General features: G+C 64.9%; 15 protein-coding genes. 6 read left to right on the forward strand and 9 right to left on the reverse strand.

All coding sequences use genetic code 11. The features are described 5' to 3' along the window. Nucleotides 1-98 precede the first annotated feature (98 nt). A complete protein-coding gene (locus AC0IX4_RS08980; protein ID WP_471828735.1) occupies nucleotides 99-1,289 on the forward strand; it encodes an N-acetylmuramoyl-L-alanine amidase in 1,191 nt (396 codons plus the stop codon). Nucleotides 1,290-1,301: 12 nt separating this feature from the next. Here AC0IX4_RS08980 and AC0IX4_RS08985 read toward each other — a convergent pair whose 3' ends face one another. The 9 genes from AC0IX4_RS08985 to rpmH form a co-directional block, all read right to left on the reverse strand. Next, complete coding sequence (locus AC0IX4_RS08985; RefSeq protein WP_042573465.1) at nucleotides 1,302-2,012, reverse strand: hypothetical protein; 711 nt, start codon at nucleotides 2,010-2,012, stop codon at nucleotides 1,302-1,304. A gap of 213 nt (nucleotides 2,013-2,225) precedes the next feature. Next, a complete protein-coding gene (locus tag AC0IX4_RS08990) occupies nucleotides 2,226-3,218 on the reverse strand; it encodes a ParB/RepB/Spo0J family partition protein (protein WP_056074219.1) in 993 nt (330 codons plus the stop codon). Then, the gene (locus tag AC0IX4_RS08995; protein ID WP_471828736.1) at nucleotides 3,215-4,111 is read right to left on the reverse strand and encodes a ParA family protein; all 897 of its coding nucleotides are present in this window, start codon (nucleotides 4,109-4,111) and stop codon (nucleotides 3,215-3,217) included. The genes AC0IX4_RS08990 and AC0IX4_RS08995 overlap by 4 nt, the downstream gene beginning before the upstream one ends. Before the next feature lie 142 nt (nucleotides 4,112-4,253). Then, nucleotides 4,254-4,955, reverse strand: coding sequence for a 16S rRNA (guanine(527)-N(7))-methyltransferase RsmG (gene rsmG, locus AC0IX4_RS09000; RefSeq protein WP_042573468.1), 702 nt, complete (start codon nucleotides 4,953-4,955; stop codon nucleotides 4,254-4,256). Between the two features lie 167 nt (nucleotides 4,956-5,122). After that, nucleotides 5,123-5,725, reverse strand: a complete 603-nt coding sequence (locus AC0IX4_RS09005) for a Jag family protein (RefSeq protein ID WP_042573469.1) — start codon at nucleotides 5,723-5,725, stop codon at nucleotides 5,123-5,125. Nucleotides 5,726-5,785: 60 nt separating this feature from the next. Next, complete coding sequence (yidC, locus tag AC0IX4_RS09010; RefSeq protein ID WP_042573470.1) at nucleotides 5,786-6,880, reverse strand: membrane protein insertase YidC; 1,095 nt, start codon at nucleotides 6,878-6,880, stop codon at nucleotides 5,786-5,788. A gap of 4 nt (nucleotides 6,881-6,884) precedes the next feature. Further along, complete coding sequence (gene yidD, locus AC0IX4_RS09015; protein ID WP_471828737.1) at nucleotides 6,885-7,217, reverse strand: membrane protein insertion efficiency factor YidD; 333 nt, start codon at nucleotides 7,215-7,217, stop codon at nucleotides 6,885-6,887. Continuing rightward, nucleotides 7,214-7,639: a ribonuclease P protein component gene (gene rnpA, locus AC0IX4_RS09020; RefSeq protein ID WP_471828738.1), complete on the reverse strand. Its 426-nt coding sequence runs from the start codon at nucleotides 7,637-7,639 to the stop codon at nucleotides 7,214-7,216. Before rnpA ends, yidD begins: the two co-directional genes overlap by 4 nt. A gap of 24 nt (nucleotides 7,640-7,663) precedes the next feature. Next, nucleotides 7,664-7,807, reverse strand: a complete 144-nt coding sequence (rpmH, locus tag AC0IX4_RS09025; RefSeq protein WP_027505944.1) for a 50S ribosomal protein L34 — start codon at nucleotides 7,805-7,807, stop codon at nucleotides 7,664-7,666. 626 nt (nucleotides 7,808-8,433) lie between these two features. Here rpmH and dnaA point away from each other — a divergent pair. From dnaA to AC0IX4_RS09050, 5 genes are all read left to right on the forward strand, one after another. Then, nucleotides 8,434-9,993 (forward strand): chromosomal replication initiator protein DnaA, encoded by a 1,560-nt coding sequence (gene dnaA / locus AC0IX4_RS09030; RefSeq protein WP_042573559.1) that lies wholly within the window; start codon nucleotides 8,434-8,436, stop codon nucleotides 9,991-9,993. A gap of 487 nt (nucleotides 9,994-10,480) precedes the next feature. Further along, the gene (dnaN, locus tag AC0IX4_RS09035; RefSeq protein WP_471828739.1) at nucleotides 10,481-11,665 is read left to right on the forward strand and encodes a DNA polymerase III subunit beta; all 1,185 of its coding nucleotides are present in this window, start codon (nucleotides 10,481-10,483) and stop codon (nucleotides 11,663-11,665) included. Between the two features lie 43 nt (nucleotides 11,666-11,708). Then, nucleotides 11,709-12,632, forward strand: a complete 924-nt coding sequence (gene gnd, locus AC0IX4_RS09040; protein WP_471828823.1) for a phosphogluconate dehydrogenase (NAD(+)-dependent, decarboxylating) — start codon at nucleotides 11,709-11,711, stop codon at nucleotides 12,630-12,632. Then, nucleotides 12,633-13,898 carry a DNA replication/repair protein RecF gene (gene recF / locus AC0IX4_RS09045; protein ID WP_056074221.1) on the forward strand — a complete coding sequence of 422 codons (1,266 nt, stop codon included), beginning with the start codon at nucleotides 12,633-12,635 and terminating at the stop codon, nucleotides 13,896-13,898. Continuing rightward, nucleotides 13,895-14,449 (forward strand): DUF721 family protein, encoded by a 555-nt coding sequence (locus AC0IX4_RS09050; RefSeq protein ID WP_471828740.1) that lies wholly within the window; start codon nucleotides 13,895-13,897, stop codon nucleotides 14,447-14,449. The genes recF and AC0IX4_RS09050 overlap by 4 nt, the downstream gene beginning before the upstream one ends. The last annotated feature ends 130 nt before the right edge of the window (nucleotides 14,450-14,579 follow it).

The raw sequence follows: 14,579 nt of genomic DNA on the forward strand, positions 1-14,579 counted from the left end.
GTTCGGACCCGGGCTCGATTGTCGGAGGAGCATGATCTTCTGAAACAATCCTCTACTGAACTACCACCGAGACGCGTTCACGAAAGGTCGACGAGAGAATGAAACCACTCCGCCACGGCGATCGCGGTCCAGCCGTCGCGGAGATCCGGGACATCCTCTCGGGCCTCGGATACCTCACACCCACCGACGGCTCCGACCAGCGCCCGTCGTCCACATGGACGGACACGGACGTCCTGTTCGACCTCCCGCTCGGCGACGCCGTACGTGCGTTCCAGCAGCATCGAGGCCTCCTCGTCACCGGTGAGGTCGATTCGGCGACGTACCGGTCGGTGAAAGAGGCGTCGTTCCGACTCGGTACACGGACGCTCATCTACCAGCTGTCCGCTCCGCTGTACGGCGACGACGTGGCGACGCTCCAGCGGCGCCTGCAGGAACTCGGCTTCTACAACGAGCGTGTCGACGGCTTCTTCGGCGGACGTACCCACGAGGGCTTGTCCTCGTTCCAGAGCGAAATCGGCCTGTCTCCGGACGGCATCTGCGGTCCGGCCACGCTCCGCGCTCTCGATCTGCTGGGTACGCGCGTCACCGGCGGTTCGCCCCATGCCATCTCCGAGGAAGAACTCGTGCGCCGCTCCGGCCCACAACTGACCGGTAAGCGGATCGTCATCGATCCGGGCCTCGGCGGTGACCACACCGGCGCGACCGTCGACACTCCTCACGGACCGATCACCGAGGAGTCCATACTCTGGGACCTGGCCGGCCGTCTCGAGGGCCGTATGGCCGCCACGGGCATGGAGACCTACTTCTCACGGTCCCGCTCCGTCGATCCGACGACTGCCGAGCGAGCCGACACGGCGAACGGTATCGGCGCCGACCTGATGATCTCACTGCGCTGCAGCACACACAGCAGCCCGGAGGCCCACGGTGTGGCCAGCTTCCACTTCGGCAACTCGCACGGATCGGCGTCGCTGATCGGGCAGGTGCTCACCAGCTACATCCAGCGGGAGATCGTCGCGCGGACCCCCCTGCAGGACTGCAGGAGCCACGGCAGAACGTGGGACATTCTCCGACTGACCAACATGCCCACCGTCCAGTTGGATCTGGGCTACCTCACCAACTCCGAGGACGTCGCCGTGCTGGCAGATCCTCGGATGCGCGACATCCTCGCGGAAGCAATCCTTGTCGCGGTGAAGCGGCTGTACCTTCTGGGCCAGGACGATCAGCCCACCGGAACCTTCACGTTCGCCGAACTTCTGGCGTACGAGTTGTCGGTCGCCGAGCGCGCGTAGGCCGCTCTCGCCTCAGCGCGCTCCCACGGGGACGCGTGCGTCTGCTTCGACCACCGTCAGCGCAGCTGCTTCCAGAAGGCGCTCGAGGGCTGCCTCGACGTCTTCCTTCCACCCGTGGTCTCGATCGAGCTCGAGGCGCAGGCGCGGGAATCGATGGTGCGGTGCGATGACCTCGAATCCGTACTTCTCCAGGAAGTCCGCATCGATCATGCATGTGAGTTCGCCGCAGGGGCGCTCACCGATGCCGAGGTAGCGGCTCTCCTTCTCGTCGTCGTCGAGACGGATTCCGAAGACCTCGAGGGCGCGCACTCCACGGTTGATCAGATCGCGCACTGTCGCGTGCATGAGTGCTTCACGGATGTCGTCCCCGTCTTCTGCCGCCAACGGTGAGTACAGCGACGTCAGCAGAACCGCGTCGGGACTGACGGGCGCGGTAGGGAAGTGTGCAGCGCGGGGTACCGCTCGTGGAGGGGCGTACAGAGCGCACCCGACAGCATCTGCCGCGACCGGCACATCCGAGCGTGCGGCTCCGGTGGCCACCTGACCACACGGACCCCATTCGAGCATGACCATCGACAGCCATGCTTCTTTCTCGAATTCGGAATCCACCAGAGCGGCGGTCGACGCGGCCGCGGGATCCATCGTCCAGAAGACGCAACTGCGGTCATGTGCCGGCAGCGAATCGAACCCGCCGAGCGTGAGTGTGGAGACGACGATGGACACGCGTGTTCTCAGCCTCCGTACCCCGACTCACAGCAACCTTCGGCCGCCGCGACTGTGTAGATCTCTCCCAGGATAAGCGATGGAGCCGATGCGAGCGACGCCCCGACAGCGGAATTCGTAATCACTTGCCGCACAGCATAATTCGGCCCGACAGTCGTATTAACGTCACAGTGACAAATTGTCCCGGTGTGGTCGTACAGGCGAACGACGACGTCAGGACGACTTCTGGCGTTCCATCATCTCGACGATCCGTTCCAGGTCGTCCACCGACCCGAATTCGACCACGATCTTCCCTTTTCGCTTACCCAGACTCACGGTCACGCGGGTATCGAACGACTCCGACAGACGCTCGGCGACGTCTTGCAGCCCGGGCATCTGGATCGGCTTGCGCCGCGGTGCCGGACCGGGAGCGCTCGGCTCCTGGCGGTTGGCCAGGGTCACCGCTTCTTCGGTCGCCCGTACCGACAGACCCTCGGCCACGATGCGCTTGGCCAGTTCCTCCTGCGCGTCGGCGCCTGCGTCGAGGGACAGCAGTGCTCGGGCATGTCCCGCCGACAACACACCGGCAGCGACCCGTCGTTGGACCGGAATCGGCAGTCGGAGGAGTCGGATCATGTTGGTGATGACGGGCCTCGAGCGACCCAATCGAGTGGCCAACTGCTCGTGGGTGACGTCGAATTCTTCGAGCAACTGCTGATACGCCGCGGCCTCTTCGAGAGGATTGAGTTGCACACGATGGATGTTCTCCAGCAGCGCGTCGCGAAGAAGGGTGTCGTCCGCCGTCTCGCGAACGATGGCAGGGATTGCCTCGAGGCCGGCCTCCTGGCTCGCTCGCCATCGGCGCTCACCCATGACCAACTGATAGCGATCGGGCCCGACTTCCCGCACCACGATGGGTTGCATGAGTCCGAACTCGCGAATCGAGTGAACGAGTTCGTCGAGAGCTTCCTGCTCGAAGACCGTCCGAGGTTGCTTCGGATTCGGCTCGATCTTGCTGGGTGCGATCTCGCGATACACCGCACCGGCAGGGGTGAGATCGTCCGCGGTCAACTCGGGTGCAGTCGGTGTGGGCGCTGTGGCGACACTCGGATCACCACCGATCACGACGTCAGCAGCCGCCGACCCCAGACCCGATCCCTGTCCGGGGGAGGTGGGTATGAGAGCTGCGAGGCCTCGTCCCAACCCACCCTTGCGTGTCTGGCTCATGCCTGTCCATCCTTCGCGGCGTTCATGTCGGCACTCTGTGCAGCCATCTCACGGCCGGCATCGAGGTACGACATCGCTCCACGTGAGCCCGGGTCGTAGTCGATCACCGTCATTCCGAAGCCGGGTGCTTCCGACACCTTGACGCTGCGAGGAATCACCGACTTCAGCACTGCACCACCGAAGTGGCGCCGAACCTCGTCGGCCACCTGATCCGCGAGCTTCGTACGACCGTCGTACATCGTCAGGATCACCGTGGAGACATGGAGCAGGGGATTGAGATGTGCTTGCACCAGCTCGATGTTCCGTAGCAGTTGGCCCACGCCCTCGAGCGCGTAGTACTCGCACTGGATCGGAATCAGAACTTCCGTTGCCGCGACCATGGCGTTGACGGTCAGCAGGCCGAGGGACGGCGGGCAGTCGATGAGGACGAAGTCGATCTGCAAGTCGTCGAGTGCAGCACTGGACAGCGCTGTCTTCAGCCGTCCTTCCCGAGCCACCATCGACACGAGCTCGATCTCGGCACCCGCAAGGTCGATCGTTGCCGGGATACACATCAAGCGGTCGTTCTTCGGACTGCGTTGGATGGCGTCGACGGCCGTGATCTCGCCCAGGAGCAGTTCGTAACTCGAGGGGGTGCCCGACGTGTGCACCGCACCGAGCGCCGTCGATGCATTGCCCTGAGGATCCAGATCCACGACGAGGACAGACAATCCCTGGATGGCCAGAGCAGCCGCCAGGTTCACCGCGGTGGTCGTCTTGCCGACGCCACCCTTCTGGTTTGCGATGGTGAGTACTCGCCGAACAGGCGGCTTCGGCAGCGCGACCCCTCCCGGGTGCAGAACCTGACTGGCGCGTTGAGCCGCGGCGCCGATCGGTGTGTCATCGGACGTCATGGGGGAGTACCCGTACGAGTCCGATGCGCTCGGTGTTTCACGTGAAACGCCGGCCGATCCTGTTTCACGTGAAACAGAGGATCCGGATTCACCCGACATGTACTACTCCTTCAAGAATGGACGAGCCGCGACGCACGGACGCTCAGCGTGATCCCGCAGCGAACTTGGGGACTCGCGCACCACGCACGGCTCGCTCTGCGCGCACAACGATAGTCGGTGTCGGAACAACGTCCTGACCGCACTGCAGGACCTCGAGATTCTTCGCACCGATGCGCGTCAAGGTTCCCTTGTCTCTGTCGATCTCCTCCTGGGCGGTACTGCCCTTCAGAGCGAGCATCACACCGCGTTCGTGGACGAGGGGCAGGGACCAACGAGCCAACTTCTCCAACGGCGCCACAGCGCGCGAGGTCACCACATCGCAGCCGCCGGCTTCCTTGATCACACCGGGTTGCTCGGCGCGGCCACGAACAACGGTCACGCTCAGACCGAGCGCCTCGACGATCTCTGCCAGGTACACCGTCCGGCGAAGGAGTGGCTCCACCAAGAAGATCGTCAGATCAGGCCGGGCAATCGCGAGCGGGATTCCGGGAAGTCCGGCACCGCTACCGACGTCGACAACACTTGCCCCGTCGGGAATCAACTCACCTACGACGGCACAGTTGAGAAGGTGTCGTTCCCACAGCCGGGGGACCTCGCGCGGCCCGATCAGTCCACGTTCGACGCCGTCCGTGCTCAACGATGCGTGATAGCGCTGTGCCAACTCGACACGGTCGCCGAACACCCGAACAAGGGCACCGTCGATCCACGAGGAGTCCGGCTGGGTTTCGTGTTCCACGTGAAACATCCTCTCGCGACGCCCGAGGACGCCATAAACCACACTGGTGTAATTCACGTGCGGCACCGATACGGTGCGACCAGAAGTCTAGTGATTCGCTCGGACATCGCAGTCCACACATGACAAAGGGACGCGATCATCGAGCGCGTCCCTTGTGTCGTGCGGATGTACGAAGGTCACTCCTTGACGACGACCACGTGTCGGTTCGGCTCGACGCCTTCGCTCTCACTCGTCACGCCGGCCACAGCCGCAACGGCGTCGTGGACGATCTTGCGCTCGAACGGAGTCATCGGGTCGAGCGGCTCACGCTCACCTGTCTCCGCTACCCGAGCGGCGGCCTGGGTACCGAGCCGAGTCAGTTCCTCGCGACGTCCGGCACGCCACCCCGCAACGTCGAGCATCAGCTTGCTGCGCTCACCGGTGGACTGCTGTACGGCCAGCCGAGTCAACTCCTGCAAAGCGTCGAGAACCTCGCCCTGTCGCCCGACGAGCTTGTTGAGATCCTTGCCTCCGTCGATGCTGACGACAGCGCGGTCACCCTCGACGTCCAGATCGATGTCGCCGTCGAAGTCGAGGACGTCGAGAAGCTGCTCCAGGTAGTCCCCGGCGATTTCGCCCTCTTCGACGAGGTAGTCGGTGTCGTCCTCGTCATCGAGAGGAGCAACCGTCTCGGAGTCGACCGAGTCACCGGCATCCGCCGTCGTCACCGCTTCGTCGGATTCCACCGCCGGAACGTCCTTGTCGTCTGTCTTCGAATCGATGGTCACGTTGTCGTCCATTTCCGTCCGCACTTCGGTCGCTTCAGATGTTCGAGAGTATCGCCGAGCGTGATCCGGAGATCACCGGCGTCGCTGCTGCTTGGGTCGGACCTTGCCGGGAGGTGCCTTCTTCTTCCGCGGCTTGGCCACGCCGTTCGACGTGCTGTCCCCGACCGTCGGCTGGGCGTCCGAATCGGCCGTCGACTCCACGGGCGACTCGGCGCCGGCCGTACGCGTCGGCTTGGCTCCGGGCGCCGGCTTCTTCTTCAGCGCGTCCGGACGAGCGCCGGGCTTGGGTGCATTGTCGTTGCGACGCTCGAGGGCAGCTTCCTTCTTCGCCGCCTCTTCCTTGTCGATCTTGCCGAAGACGAGGTGCTGCTGGCCGTACGTCCACATGTTGTTGCTCACCCAGTACAGAAGGATGGCCACGGGGAGGAACGGGCCACCGACGAGCACACCGAGGGGGAAGACGTACAGCGCGAGCTTGTTCATGATCGCGGACTGAGGGTTGGCTGCGGCCGCCTCGCTCTGTCGAGCGACGGATGCACGCGAGTTCAGGTGCGTCGCGATGCTGGCGATGATCATCAGCGGAACGGAGACCGCGATGATGGGCCCGATCGACGGGATGCCACCGAACGGCTCGAACGCGCGCAGCTGTGACTCGGGTGACGTGATGGCCGCCGAGATGGGCGCACCGAACAGTCGCGCCGACAGGAAGGACTGCACGTCCTCGACGCTGAAGAAGTAGTTCGGCGTCTCGGCGTTGACCTCGGGGGTCAGACCCAGCTGACCGATACCGGTACCGGTGCGGTTGAAGGACCGGAGCACATGGAACAGGCCGATGAAGACCGGTGCCTGCGCCAACACGGGGAGGCAACCCATGATCGGATTGAAGCCGTGCTCCTTCTGGAGCTTCTGCATCTCCACGGCAAGCTTCTGACGGTCCTTGCCGTACTTCTTCTGCAGTGCCTTGATCTGCGGCTGCAGCTCCTGCATCTGTCGCGTCGTGCGGACCTGCTTGACGAAGGGCTTGTAGAGAATCAGCCGGAGCGTGAAGACGAGGAACACCACCGACAACGCCCACGCGAAACCGCTGTCCGCGCCGAGAACGGCACCGAACACTTTGTGCCAGACCCAGAGAATTCCGGATACCGGGTAATAGATGAAGTCGAGCACGGCTCTATGTACTCCTCTGTTGGTTCACCCTCACGGGGTCATGAGACTGCGGGGAAGCGTGTTCGGTCACATCGCGGCGACGCGGTGGAACCGGGTCCCATCCTCCAGGGTGCCAGGGCGCGCACTTGAGGAGTCGAACCACGGCGAGAACTGTGCCGACGACCAGGCCGCGTGAGCGCAGCGCATCGACGGCGTACTCGCTGCATGTCGGTGTGAACCGGCAGGTGGGCATCCGCATCGGGGACACATACGTGCGGTAGAGGTCGATCACGAAGATGGCCAGCCGGGCAGGTGACGCGATCACCCGCTTCGCCATGTGCCTCGCCGATCCCGTCATCCCGTCACGGACCTGGCCGAGGCAGCGTTGCTCTCGGAGGGGACCGGGGGAGAGGAATTCATGGCGGGTAGTGCTCCGAGTCGACGCAAGCTCGACACCACCTGGCGCTCGAGATCCGACGACGTTGCGACGGCAGCACCGGGAAGTGCGCGAAGTACGACGTCGACGTCCTTCGACACGACAGGAAGTACAGAGCTGCAGATATGACGAAGCCGGCGTGCGACTCTGTGTCGAGTCACCGCCGGCCCCACTGCTTTACTCACGACCAGTCCGAACCGAGCGCCGATCGGCGACTCCAACGACGTCGCGTCGTCCCGCACGTACAGGTGGACGACGACGTCGTGTCGGCCGGTTCGGCGACCGCGACGGACAGCGTTCTGGAACTCGGACGTGCGGTGCAGCCGATGCTGCTCGGGAAGCACCGCGCGTCCAGGTAGGAAGAACTGTCAGGCAGTCAGCGACGCGCGGCCCTTGCCGCGACGTGCGGACACGATCGCGCGACCGGCACGCGTCCGCATGCGCAGACGGAAGCCGTGCACGCGTGCACGACGACGGTTGTTCGGCTGGAACGTCCGCTTGCCCTTGGCCACGGTGGTACTCCTCGAAGATATCGGCAGTCGTGACGACGTACCGGTGTGTGCTGGTGGTCGCGAGTTCGGCGAACTCGAGTGTGTGGACTCCCGCGCAAGAGGAGGACGGCACAACCGTCCCACGCACATGCTGCAGGTGACCGTTCGAGGGTACTGACGCCGTCGAACGAGGTCAAACTGCGCTACCTCACCGGACGCCGCGGCGCACGCACGACACGCCACGGACGGGGCTCGTTGTCCGGACCACCGACGGAACCGTTCGTCTTGTTACGACTCACTGATACTGCTAGCTTCGCTGCTGACGAGTTCACGGACCCGGGGGTCCGCGCACTCCGCCGCCGGTCACCCTTTCTCCACAGGGACGACTGCCTGCACGCATGTCCGCTCTCCGCCCTCCCGTCGAGGCCGGACAACGTGACGCGCCGAACCTGCAGGTCAGAGCGTCACGCTGTCGGATCGACCGTCGGGAACGCGCCGCGGAGCTACACCGATGTCGTTTGTCCACAGCTGTGGATAATTATGTGGAAACACAGGTCGGGTGGCATATTCGACTCGTCGGACAGGGCCCGTGGGGACTGCCGGCGAACTTCGGCCGAGGCACCGTCCACGGCCCGATCGGAGGCACCGTGGAGGACGATCCGGACGTGTTGGCCGCAGTGTGGCCGACGGTCGTCGCAGAGTTGACTGCCGAATCGAACTCGGGTGCATCTCTGTCCCGCGCACAGAAGGCATGGCTCGCTCTCGTACGTCCCATCACTCTGGCGCAAGGTTTCGCCCTACTGTCGGTCCCGTCCTCGATCGCGCAGGAAGCGGTCGAGCGGGGCCTGCGCGAACCGATTCTGGCGTCGCTCGGACGGCATCTCGATCAACCCGTCGAAGGACTCGGAGTCCGTCTGGCGCCCAACGCCGAGGTTCCGGACGCCGTCGCCGTGGATATCGAGACCGACCGCAAACCCGAGGTGACCCACAGTGCACCCGTCTACCGGCGACGGCTGCTGACGGAGTCGACGGCCGGCGAACCGTCCGACTCGGAAAGCAGCGACTACGGAGACCACGAGGAAGTCGACGACGACCGCGACGCACTGACCAGCGTGCAGAACTCGTGGCCGACGTCCTACACAGTTCCTCCACGGTCCACGTCGATCCCGACGGGCAGCACGAGCCTGAATGCGAAGTACACCTTCGACACGTTCGTCATCGGGGCGTCCAATCGTTTTGCCCATGCCGCCGCCGTCGCCATCGCCGAGGCCCCCGCCCGTGCGTACAACCCGTTGTTCGTCTGGGGAGCATCCGGCCTGGGAAAGACCCACCTGCTGCACGCTGCAGGCCATTACGCCCAGCGTCTCTTCCCGGGGATGCGCGTCAAGTACGTCTCGACCGAGGAATTCACGAACGACTTCATCAACAGCCTCCGAGACGACCGCAAGGTCGCGTTCAAGCGCCGCTACCGCGAGACGGACGTGCTGCTGGTCGACGACATCCAGTTCATCGAGGGCAAGGAAGGCATCCAGGAGGAGTTCTTCCATACCTTCAACACGCTCCACAACGCCAACAAGCAGATCGTGGTCTCCTCGGACCGCCCGCCCAAGCAGCTGGCGACCCTCGAGGAACGTTTGCGTACCCGCTTCGAGTGGGGCCTCATCACCGACGTCCAGCCGCCGGAACTCGAGACGCGCATCGCGATCCTGAGCAAGAAGGCGCAGATGGATCGGCTGGACGTGCCGCACGAGGTGCTCGAGCTGATCGCCAGTCGTATCGAGCGGAACATCCGTGAACTCGAGGGTGCGCTGATCCGTGTGACGGCGTTCGCGTCACTCAACGGCCACACGCTCGACACGGCGCTGGCCGAAGCCGTGCTGCGTGACCTGATGCCCGACTCCTCCGGCCTCGAGATCACCGCTGCCACGATCATGGCCGTCACGGCCGAGTACTTCGACACATCGATAGACGAGCTGTGCGGGCCCGGCAAGGCGCGCGCACTGGCGCAAGCCCGGCAGATCGCGATGTACCTGTGCCGTGAGCTGACCGATCTCTCCCTGCCGAAGATCGGACAGACGTTCGGCCGCGACCACACGACCGTGATGTATGCCGACAAGAAGATCCGCAAGGAGATGGCCGAGCGGCATCGCACGTACAACCAGGTTCAGGAACTGACCGCGAGGGTCAAGCAGCGCTCCAAGCGCTGATCTCGGTCACCGATCACGGCCGTCCGGACGCCCCTCGTGGGCTCCGGGCGGCCGTTCTCGTTCCGGCGGCAGTCGAATTCCCACTCGAAGAACACCTGATTCGGCTCGATACACACCTGTGGACAACTGTGTGAATAACGTGGATACCCCGGGGATGAAACGTGTAGTTCGCGCACAGTCCACCGTTCGTCCACATGCCACCCCGTCGAACCGGTCATCGATGCCCGGGTTCATCCTCGAGCCGCCACGCCGTACCACCAGCACCGGACATACTCGATCCACAGATTCCACAGGACCTATGACTGTTGCTTGTATCTCTATCCAAGAAGATCCTTTTGAAAACAGGGTGGGGACAGATCCATTCACAACCCTCCGCCCCGGTCCCGGATCGAGGGTCGCCCGACTTTTCAGCGCGCCCTCGAGGGCATACGGTGTGGTTTGCCCACCGACTCGTGTGGAGCAGGTCAGCGAGAGGATCAACCGGGCGATGGAGCTTGGCAGTGTGAAGTTTCGAGTTGCTCGAGAAGATTTCTCCGATTCGGTGGCCTGGGTAGCTCGATCGCTCCCGTCCCGGCCCGCGGTTCCTGTTCTCGGTGGCGTGTTGTTGTCCGTCGACGACTCCGGCCTGACGGTCTCCGGCTTCGACTACGAGGTCTCGGCGCAGGTTCGCGTCCCCGTCGAGGTCGCCGGCGGCGGCCAGGTCCTCGTGTCCGGCAAGTTGCTCGCCGACATCACGCGTTCGCTGCCGAACAAGCCGGTCGACGTCTCGGTCGACGGCACCAAAGTTCTCATCACCTGCGGCAGCGCGAAGTTCTCGCTCCCGACGATGCCTGTCGAGGACTACCCGCAGCTCCCGGAGCTCCCCTCGCAGACCGGCACCATCCCGGTCGAGTTGTTCGCCGAGGCCATCGGTCAGGTCGCCATCGCCGCCGGTAAGGACGACACTCTCCCGATGCTGACGGGTATCCGCATGGAGATCGACGGTGACTCCGTCGTCCTCGCGGCCACCGATCGCTTCCGCCTCGCCGTGCGCGAGTTGGACTGGACCCCCGCATCCGCAGGCACGGCCGCCGCAGTGCTCATTCCCGCCAAGACACTCTCCGAATCCGCGAAAACCATTGGTGGAGGCGCGGAGTCGGCTGTCGAGCTGGCTCTCGGCTCGGCGTCCCACATCGGCAACGACGGTCTTCTGGGCATCGTGAGCGACGGTCGTCGCACCACGACACGTCTGCTCGATGCCGAGTTCCCCAAGTTCCGACAGTTGCTGCCGTCCGAGCACACCGCGGTGGCGACCGTTCCCATCGCACCGCTGCTCGAGGCCATCAAGCGTGTAGCCCTGCTCGCCGAGCGCGGAGCGCAGGTGCGTCTCGAGTTCGCCGCCGATACCGTCACCCTCTCCGCCGGCGGCGACGACGCCGGTAAGGCCGAGGAGTCCATCGAGGCCAACTTCCAGGGCGAGCCGCTGGTGATCGCGTTCAATCCGGGGTACCTCATCGACGGGTTGAACTCACTGCACACGGAGCGGGTGTCGTTCGGTTTCACCACACCCAGTCGGCCGGCTGTTCTGCGACCGGCGGGCGAGGACGAACTCGAAGCCGACGAGACGGGCACCTTCACCGCTCCCCGCAGTGCGTACACCTACTTGCTGATGCCGGTTCGCCTCCCGGGCTGATTCTTCTCCGTCGGTCCGTTTCGGGGAGCATCCGCGTTCGTCCATCGAAAGGAAGCCACGTATGAACATCGGTCTGATCGGTCTGGGAAAGATGGGCTTCAACATGCGTGAGCGCCTGCGGCGCCACGACATCGAGGTCACCGGATACGACCCCCGTCCCGAGGTCACCGACGTCGAGTCGCTCCAGGCTCTCGCCGAGGCACTCCCCGCTCCGCGCATCGTGTGGGTCATGGTTCCGTCGGGTCCCGTCACGCGCGACACCGTCACCAGTCTCTCGGAGGTCCTCTCGGAAGGTGACCTGGTCATCGACGGAGGAAACTCGCGCTTCACGGACGACGCCGTGCACGCGGAATTGTTGGCGGCCAGGGGAATCGGCTACATCGACGCCGGTGTGTCGGGCGGCGTCTGGGGGCTCGAGAACGGGTACGGCCTCATGGTCGGCGGTGCCGCGGCGGACGTAGAACGCGCGATGCCGCTGTTCGACGCGCTGCGTCCCGAGGGTGAGCGTGCGGACGGCTTCGTCCACGCCGGACCCGTCGGTGCGGGTCACTACGCGAAGATGGTGCACAACGGTATCGAGTACGGGCTCATGCACGCGTACGCCGAAGGATACGAACTGCTCGCCGCCGAGGACCTCATCGAGGACGTCACCGGTGTGGTGCGAGCGTGGACCAAGGGCACCGTCGTCCGCTCGTGGCTGCTCGATCTGCTCGTCAAGGCGCTGCAGGAGGATCCGGGCTTCAGCGACATCTCCGGGTTCACGCAGGACTCGGGCGAGGGTCGGTGGACTGTCGAGGAAGCGATCCGGCATTCCGTTCCCGCGCCGGTCATCTCGGCCGCGCTGTTCGCACGATTCGCCTCGCGTCAGGTGGACTCGCCGGCGATGAAGGCCGTCTCCGCTCTGCGCAACCAGTTCGGCGGTCACGCCGTGCAGCGTGCGCCCAACACGGAGAGCACCGGGGCGTAAGTGTTCGTCCGCTCGGCGACCCTGGTCGATTTCCGTTCCTGGCAGCAACTTTCGGTCGACCTGCGTCCGGGGGCCACGGTGTTCGTGGGCCCCAACGGCCACGGGAAGACCAACATCCTCGAGGCCTTGGGATATATCGCGACGTTGTCGTCGCATCGCGTATCGGGAGATGCGCCGCTGATCAGGACGGGTGCCGAGCGGGCGCTGGTGCGTGCGACGGTCGTGAACGACGGCCGAGAACTCACGGTGGACGTCGAGATCAACGACGGCAGGGCCAACCGCGCACGCATCAACACCTCACCGGCGCGTCGTCCGCGTGACGTTCTGGGCATCCTGAACACCGTGCTGTTCGCGCCCGAGGACTTGTCGATGGTGCGGGGAGATCCCAGCGATCGACGACGCTATCTGGACGAGTTGATCGTCGCCCGATCTCCCCGAATGGCCGCCGTGCGAGCCGATTACGACAGGGTCCTGCGTCAGCGGTCGGCCCTGCTCAAGACCGGTGGCGGGGCGCTGCGACGTGGGTCGTCGTCGACGGACGGGGCCAACGCACTGGCCACCCTCGAGGTCTGGGACGCGCAACTCGCGGCATTCGGTGCGGAGATCATCGGTCATCGCATCAGGGCTGTCCGTGATGTCGGGCCGTACGTGGCCGCGTCGTACGGCAGTATCGCCCCGTCGTCGCGGCCGGCGCGGATCGACTACCGCTGCAGTATCGGCGAGTCGATGCCGCCGGAGATTCTCGACACGACGCGCGCCGAAGAACCCGATGACATCGAGGTGCTGGAAGCTGCTTTCCTCCAACAACTCTCAGTGGTGCGCTCTCGCGAGATCGATCGTGGGGTGACTCTGGTGGGTCCGCATCGCGACGATCTGGATCTGACACTGGGCACCGATCCGGCGAAAGGTTTTGCCAGCCATGGGGAGTCATGGTCGTTCGCGTTGTCGTTGAGGCTCGGGTCCTTCGAGCTTCTGCGTGGCGAGGGGTCGGATCCGGTACTTCTCCTCGACGACGTGTTCGCCGAACTCGATCGAGCTCGGCGAACGGCCCTGGCCGGTGTCGCCGTGACCGCCGAGCAGGTGCTCGTGACCGCGGCCGTGGCGGAGGACGTCCCGCCCGAGCTCGCGGCAAGACGCCTGGATGTGCGCGCACACGACACCGAACAGGCCCGTGCCTCAGAGCTGACGGAGTTCGACGACACCTCGGTGGATGTCGGAGTACCGATCCATACTGGCGACGACACAGCGGAAGGGGGCGAGCGATGAGCGACGACGACACGGCGGTGCCGTCCACCGGGGGTGCGGACGAACCACCTCTGCGGGGAGCAGATATCGCGCGTCGAGCGCTGGAGAACGCGCGCGCCGCCGCGAAGGCCAACGGTAAGGCCGTCGGCCAAGGACGCGCGTCGACGCAGCGCAGGCCGCGCCGGTCCCGCACCTGGTCGGGGTCGCGGCCCGACGACCGTGACCCGCAGGCGCTCGGGTCGTTGGCCAAGTCGTTGGCCAAGTCGCGCGGATGGTCGGCCAAGGTCGACGAGGGAACAGTGCTCGGCACGTGGAGTCAGGTCGTGGGGGAGGACATCGCCGCACATACCAGCGCGGTCTCCGTGCGCGAGGGCGTCCTGTCCGTGTCGGCCGAGTCGACGGCGTGGGCGACGCAACTTCGTCTGCTGCAATCCCAGATCATCGCCAAGATCGCGGCATCGGTAGGGCGCGGTGTCGTGACGTCCCTACGTATCACCGGTCCGGCCGCCCCCAGTTGGCGGAAGGGCGAACGCCACGTGTCCGGTCGAGGACCCAGGGATACGTACGGATGACCTCAACGGGTGTTGATCACATCGGCGTGAGTGCGTAGCGTCGATCTCCGAGGGATCGGTCGGATAAACCGGACGTCGGCGTACCTATGGATTTTTTTGGTGCCAACCCGATCCATCGGAGCGACCGGCG

This window comes from Rhodococcus sp. AC861 (assembly GCF_979256035.1).

Coding starts and splice junctions, on each gene's coding strand:
- AC0IX4_RS08995 (WP_471828736.1), bottom strand. CDS start 4,111: ATGACGTCCGATGACACACCGATCGGCGCCGCGGCTCAACGCGCCAGT.
- AC0IX4_RS08980 (WP_471828735.1), top strand. CDS start 99: ATGAAACCACTCCGCCACGGCGATCGCGGTCCAGCCGTCGCGGAGATC.
- rsmG (WP_042573468.1), bottom strand. CDS start 4,955: ATGTTTCACGTGGAACACGAAACCCAGCCGGACTCCTCGTGGATCGAC.
- dnaN (WP_471828739.1), top strand. CDS start 10,481: ATGGAGCTTGGCAGTGTGAAGTTTCGAGTTGCTCGAGAAGATTTCTCC.
- AC0IX4_RS09005 (WP_042573469.1), bottom strand. CDS start 5,725: ATGGACGACAACGTGACCATCGATTCGAAGACAGACGACAAGGACGTT.
- yidD (WP_471828737.1), bottom strand. CDS start 7,217: ATGACGGGATCGGCGAGGCACATGGCGAAGCGGGTGATCGCGTCACCT.
- AC0IX4_RS08990 (WP_056074219.1), bottom strand. CDS start 3,218: ATGAGCCAGACACGCAAGGGTGGGTTGGGACGAGGCCTCGCAGCTCTC.
- AC0IX4_RS09050 (WP_471828740.1), top strand. CDS start 13,895: ATGAGCGACGACGACACGGCGGTGCCGTCCACCGGGGGTGCGGACGAA.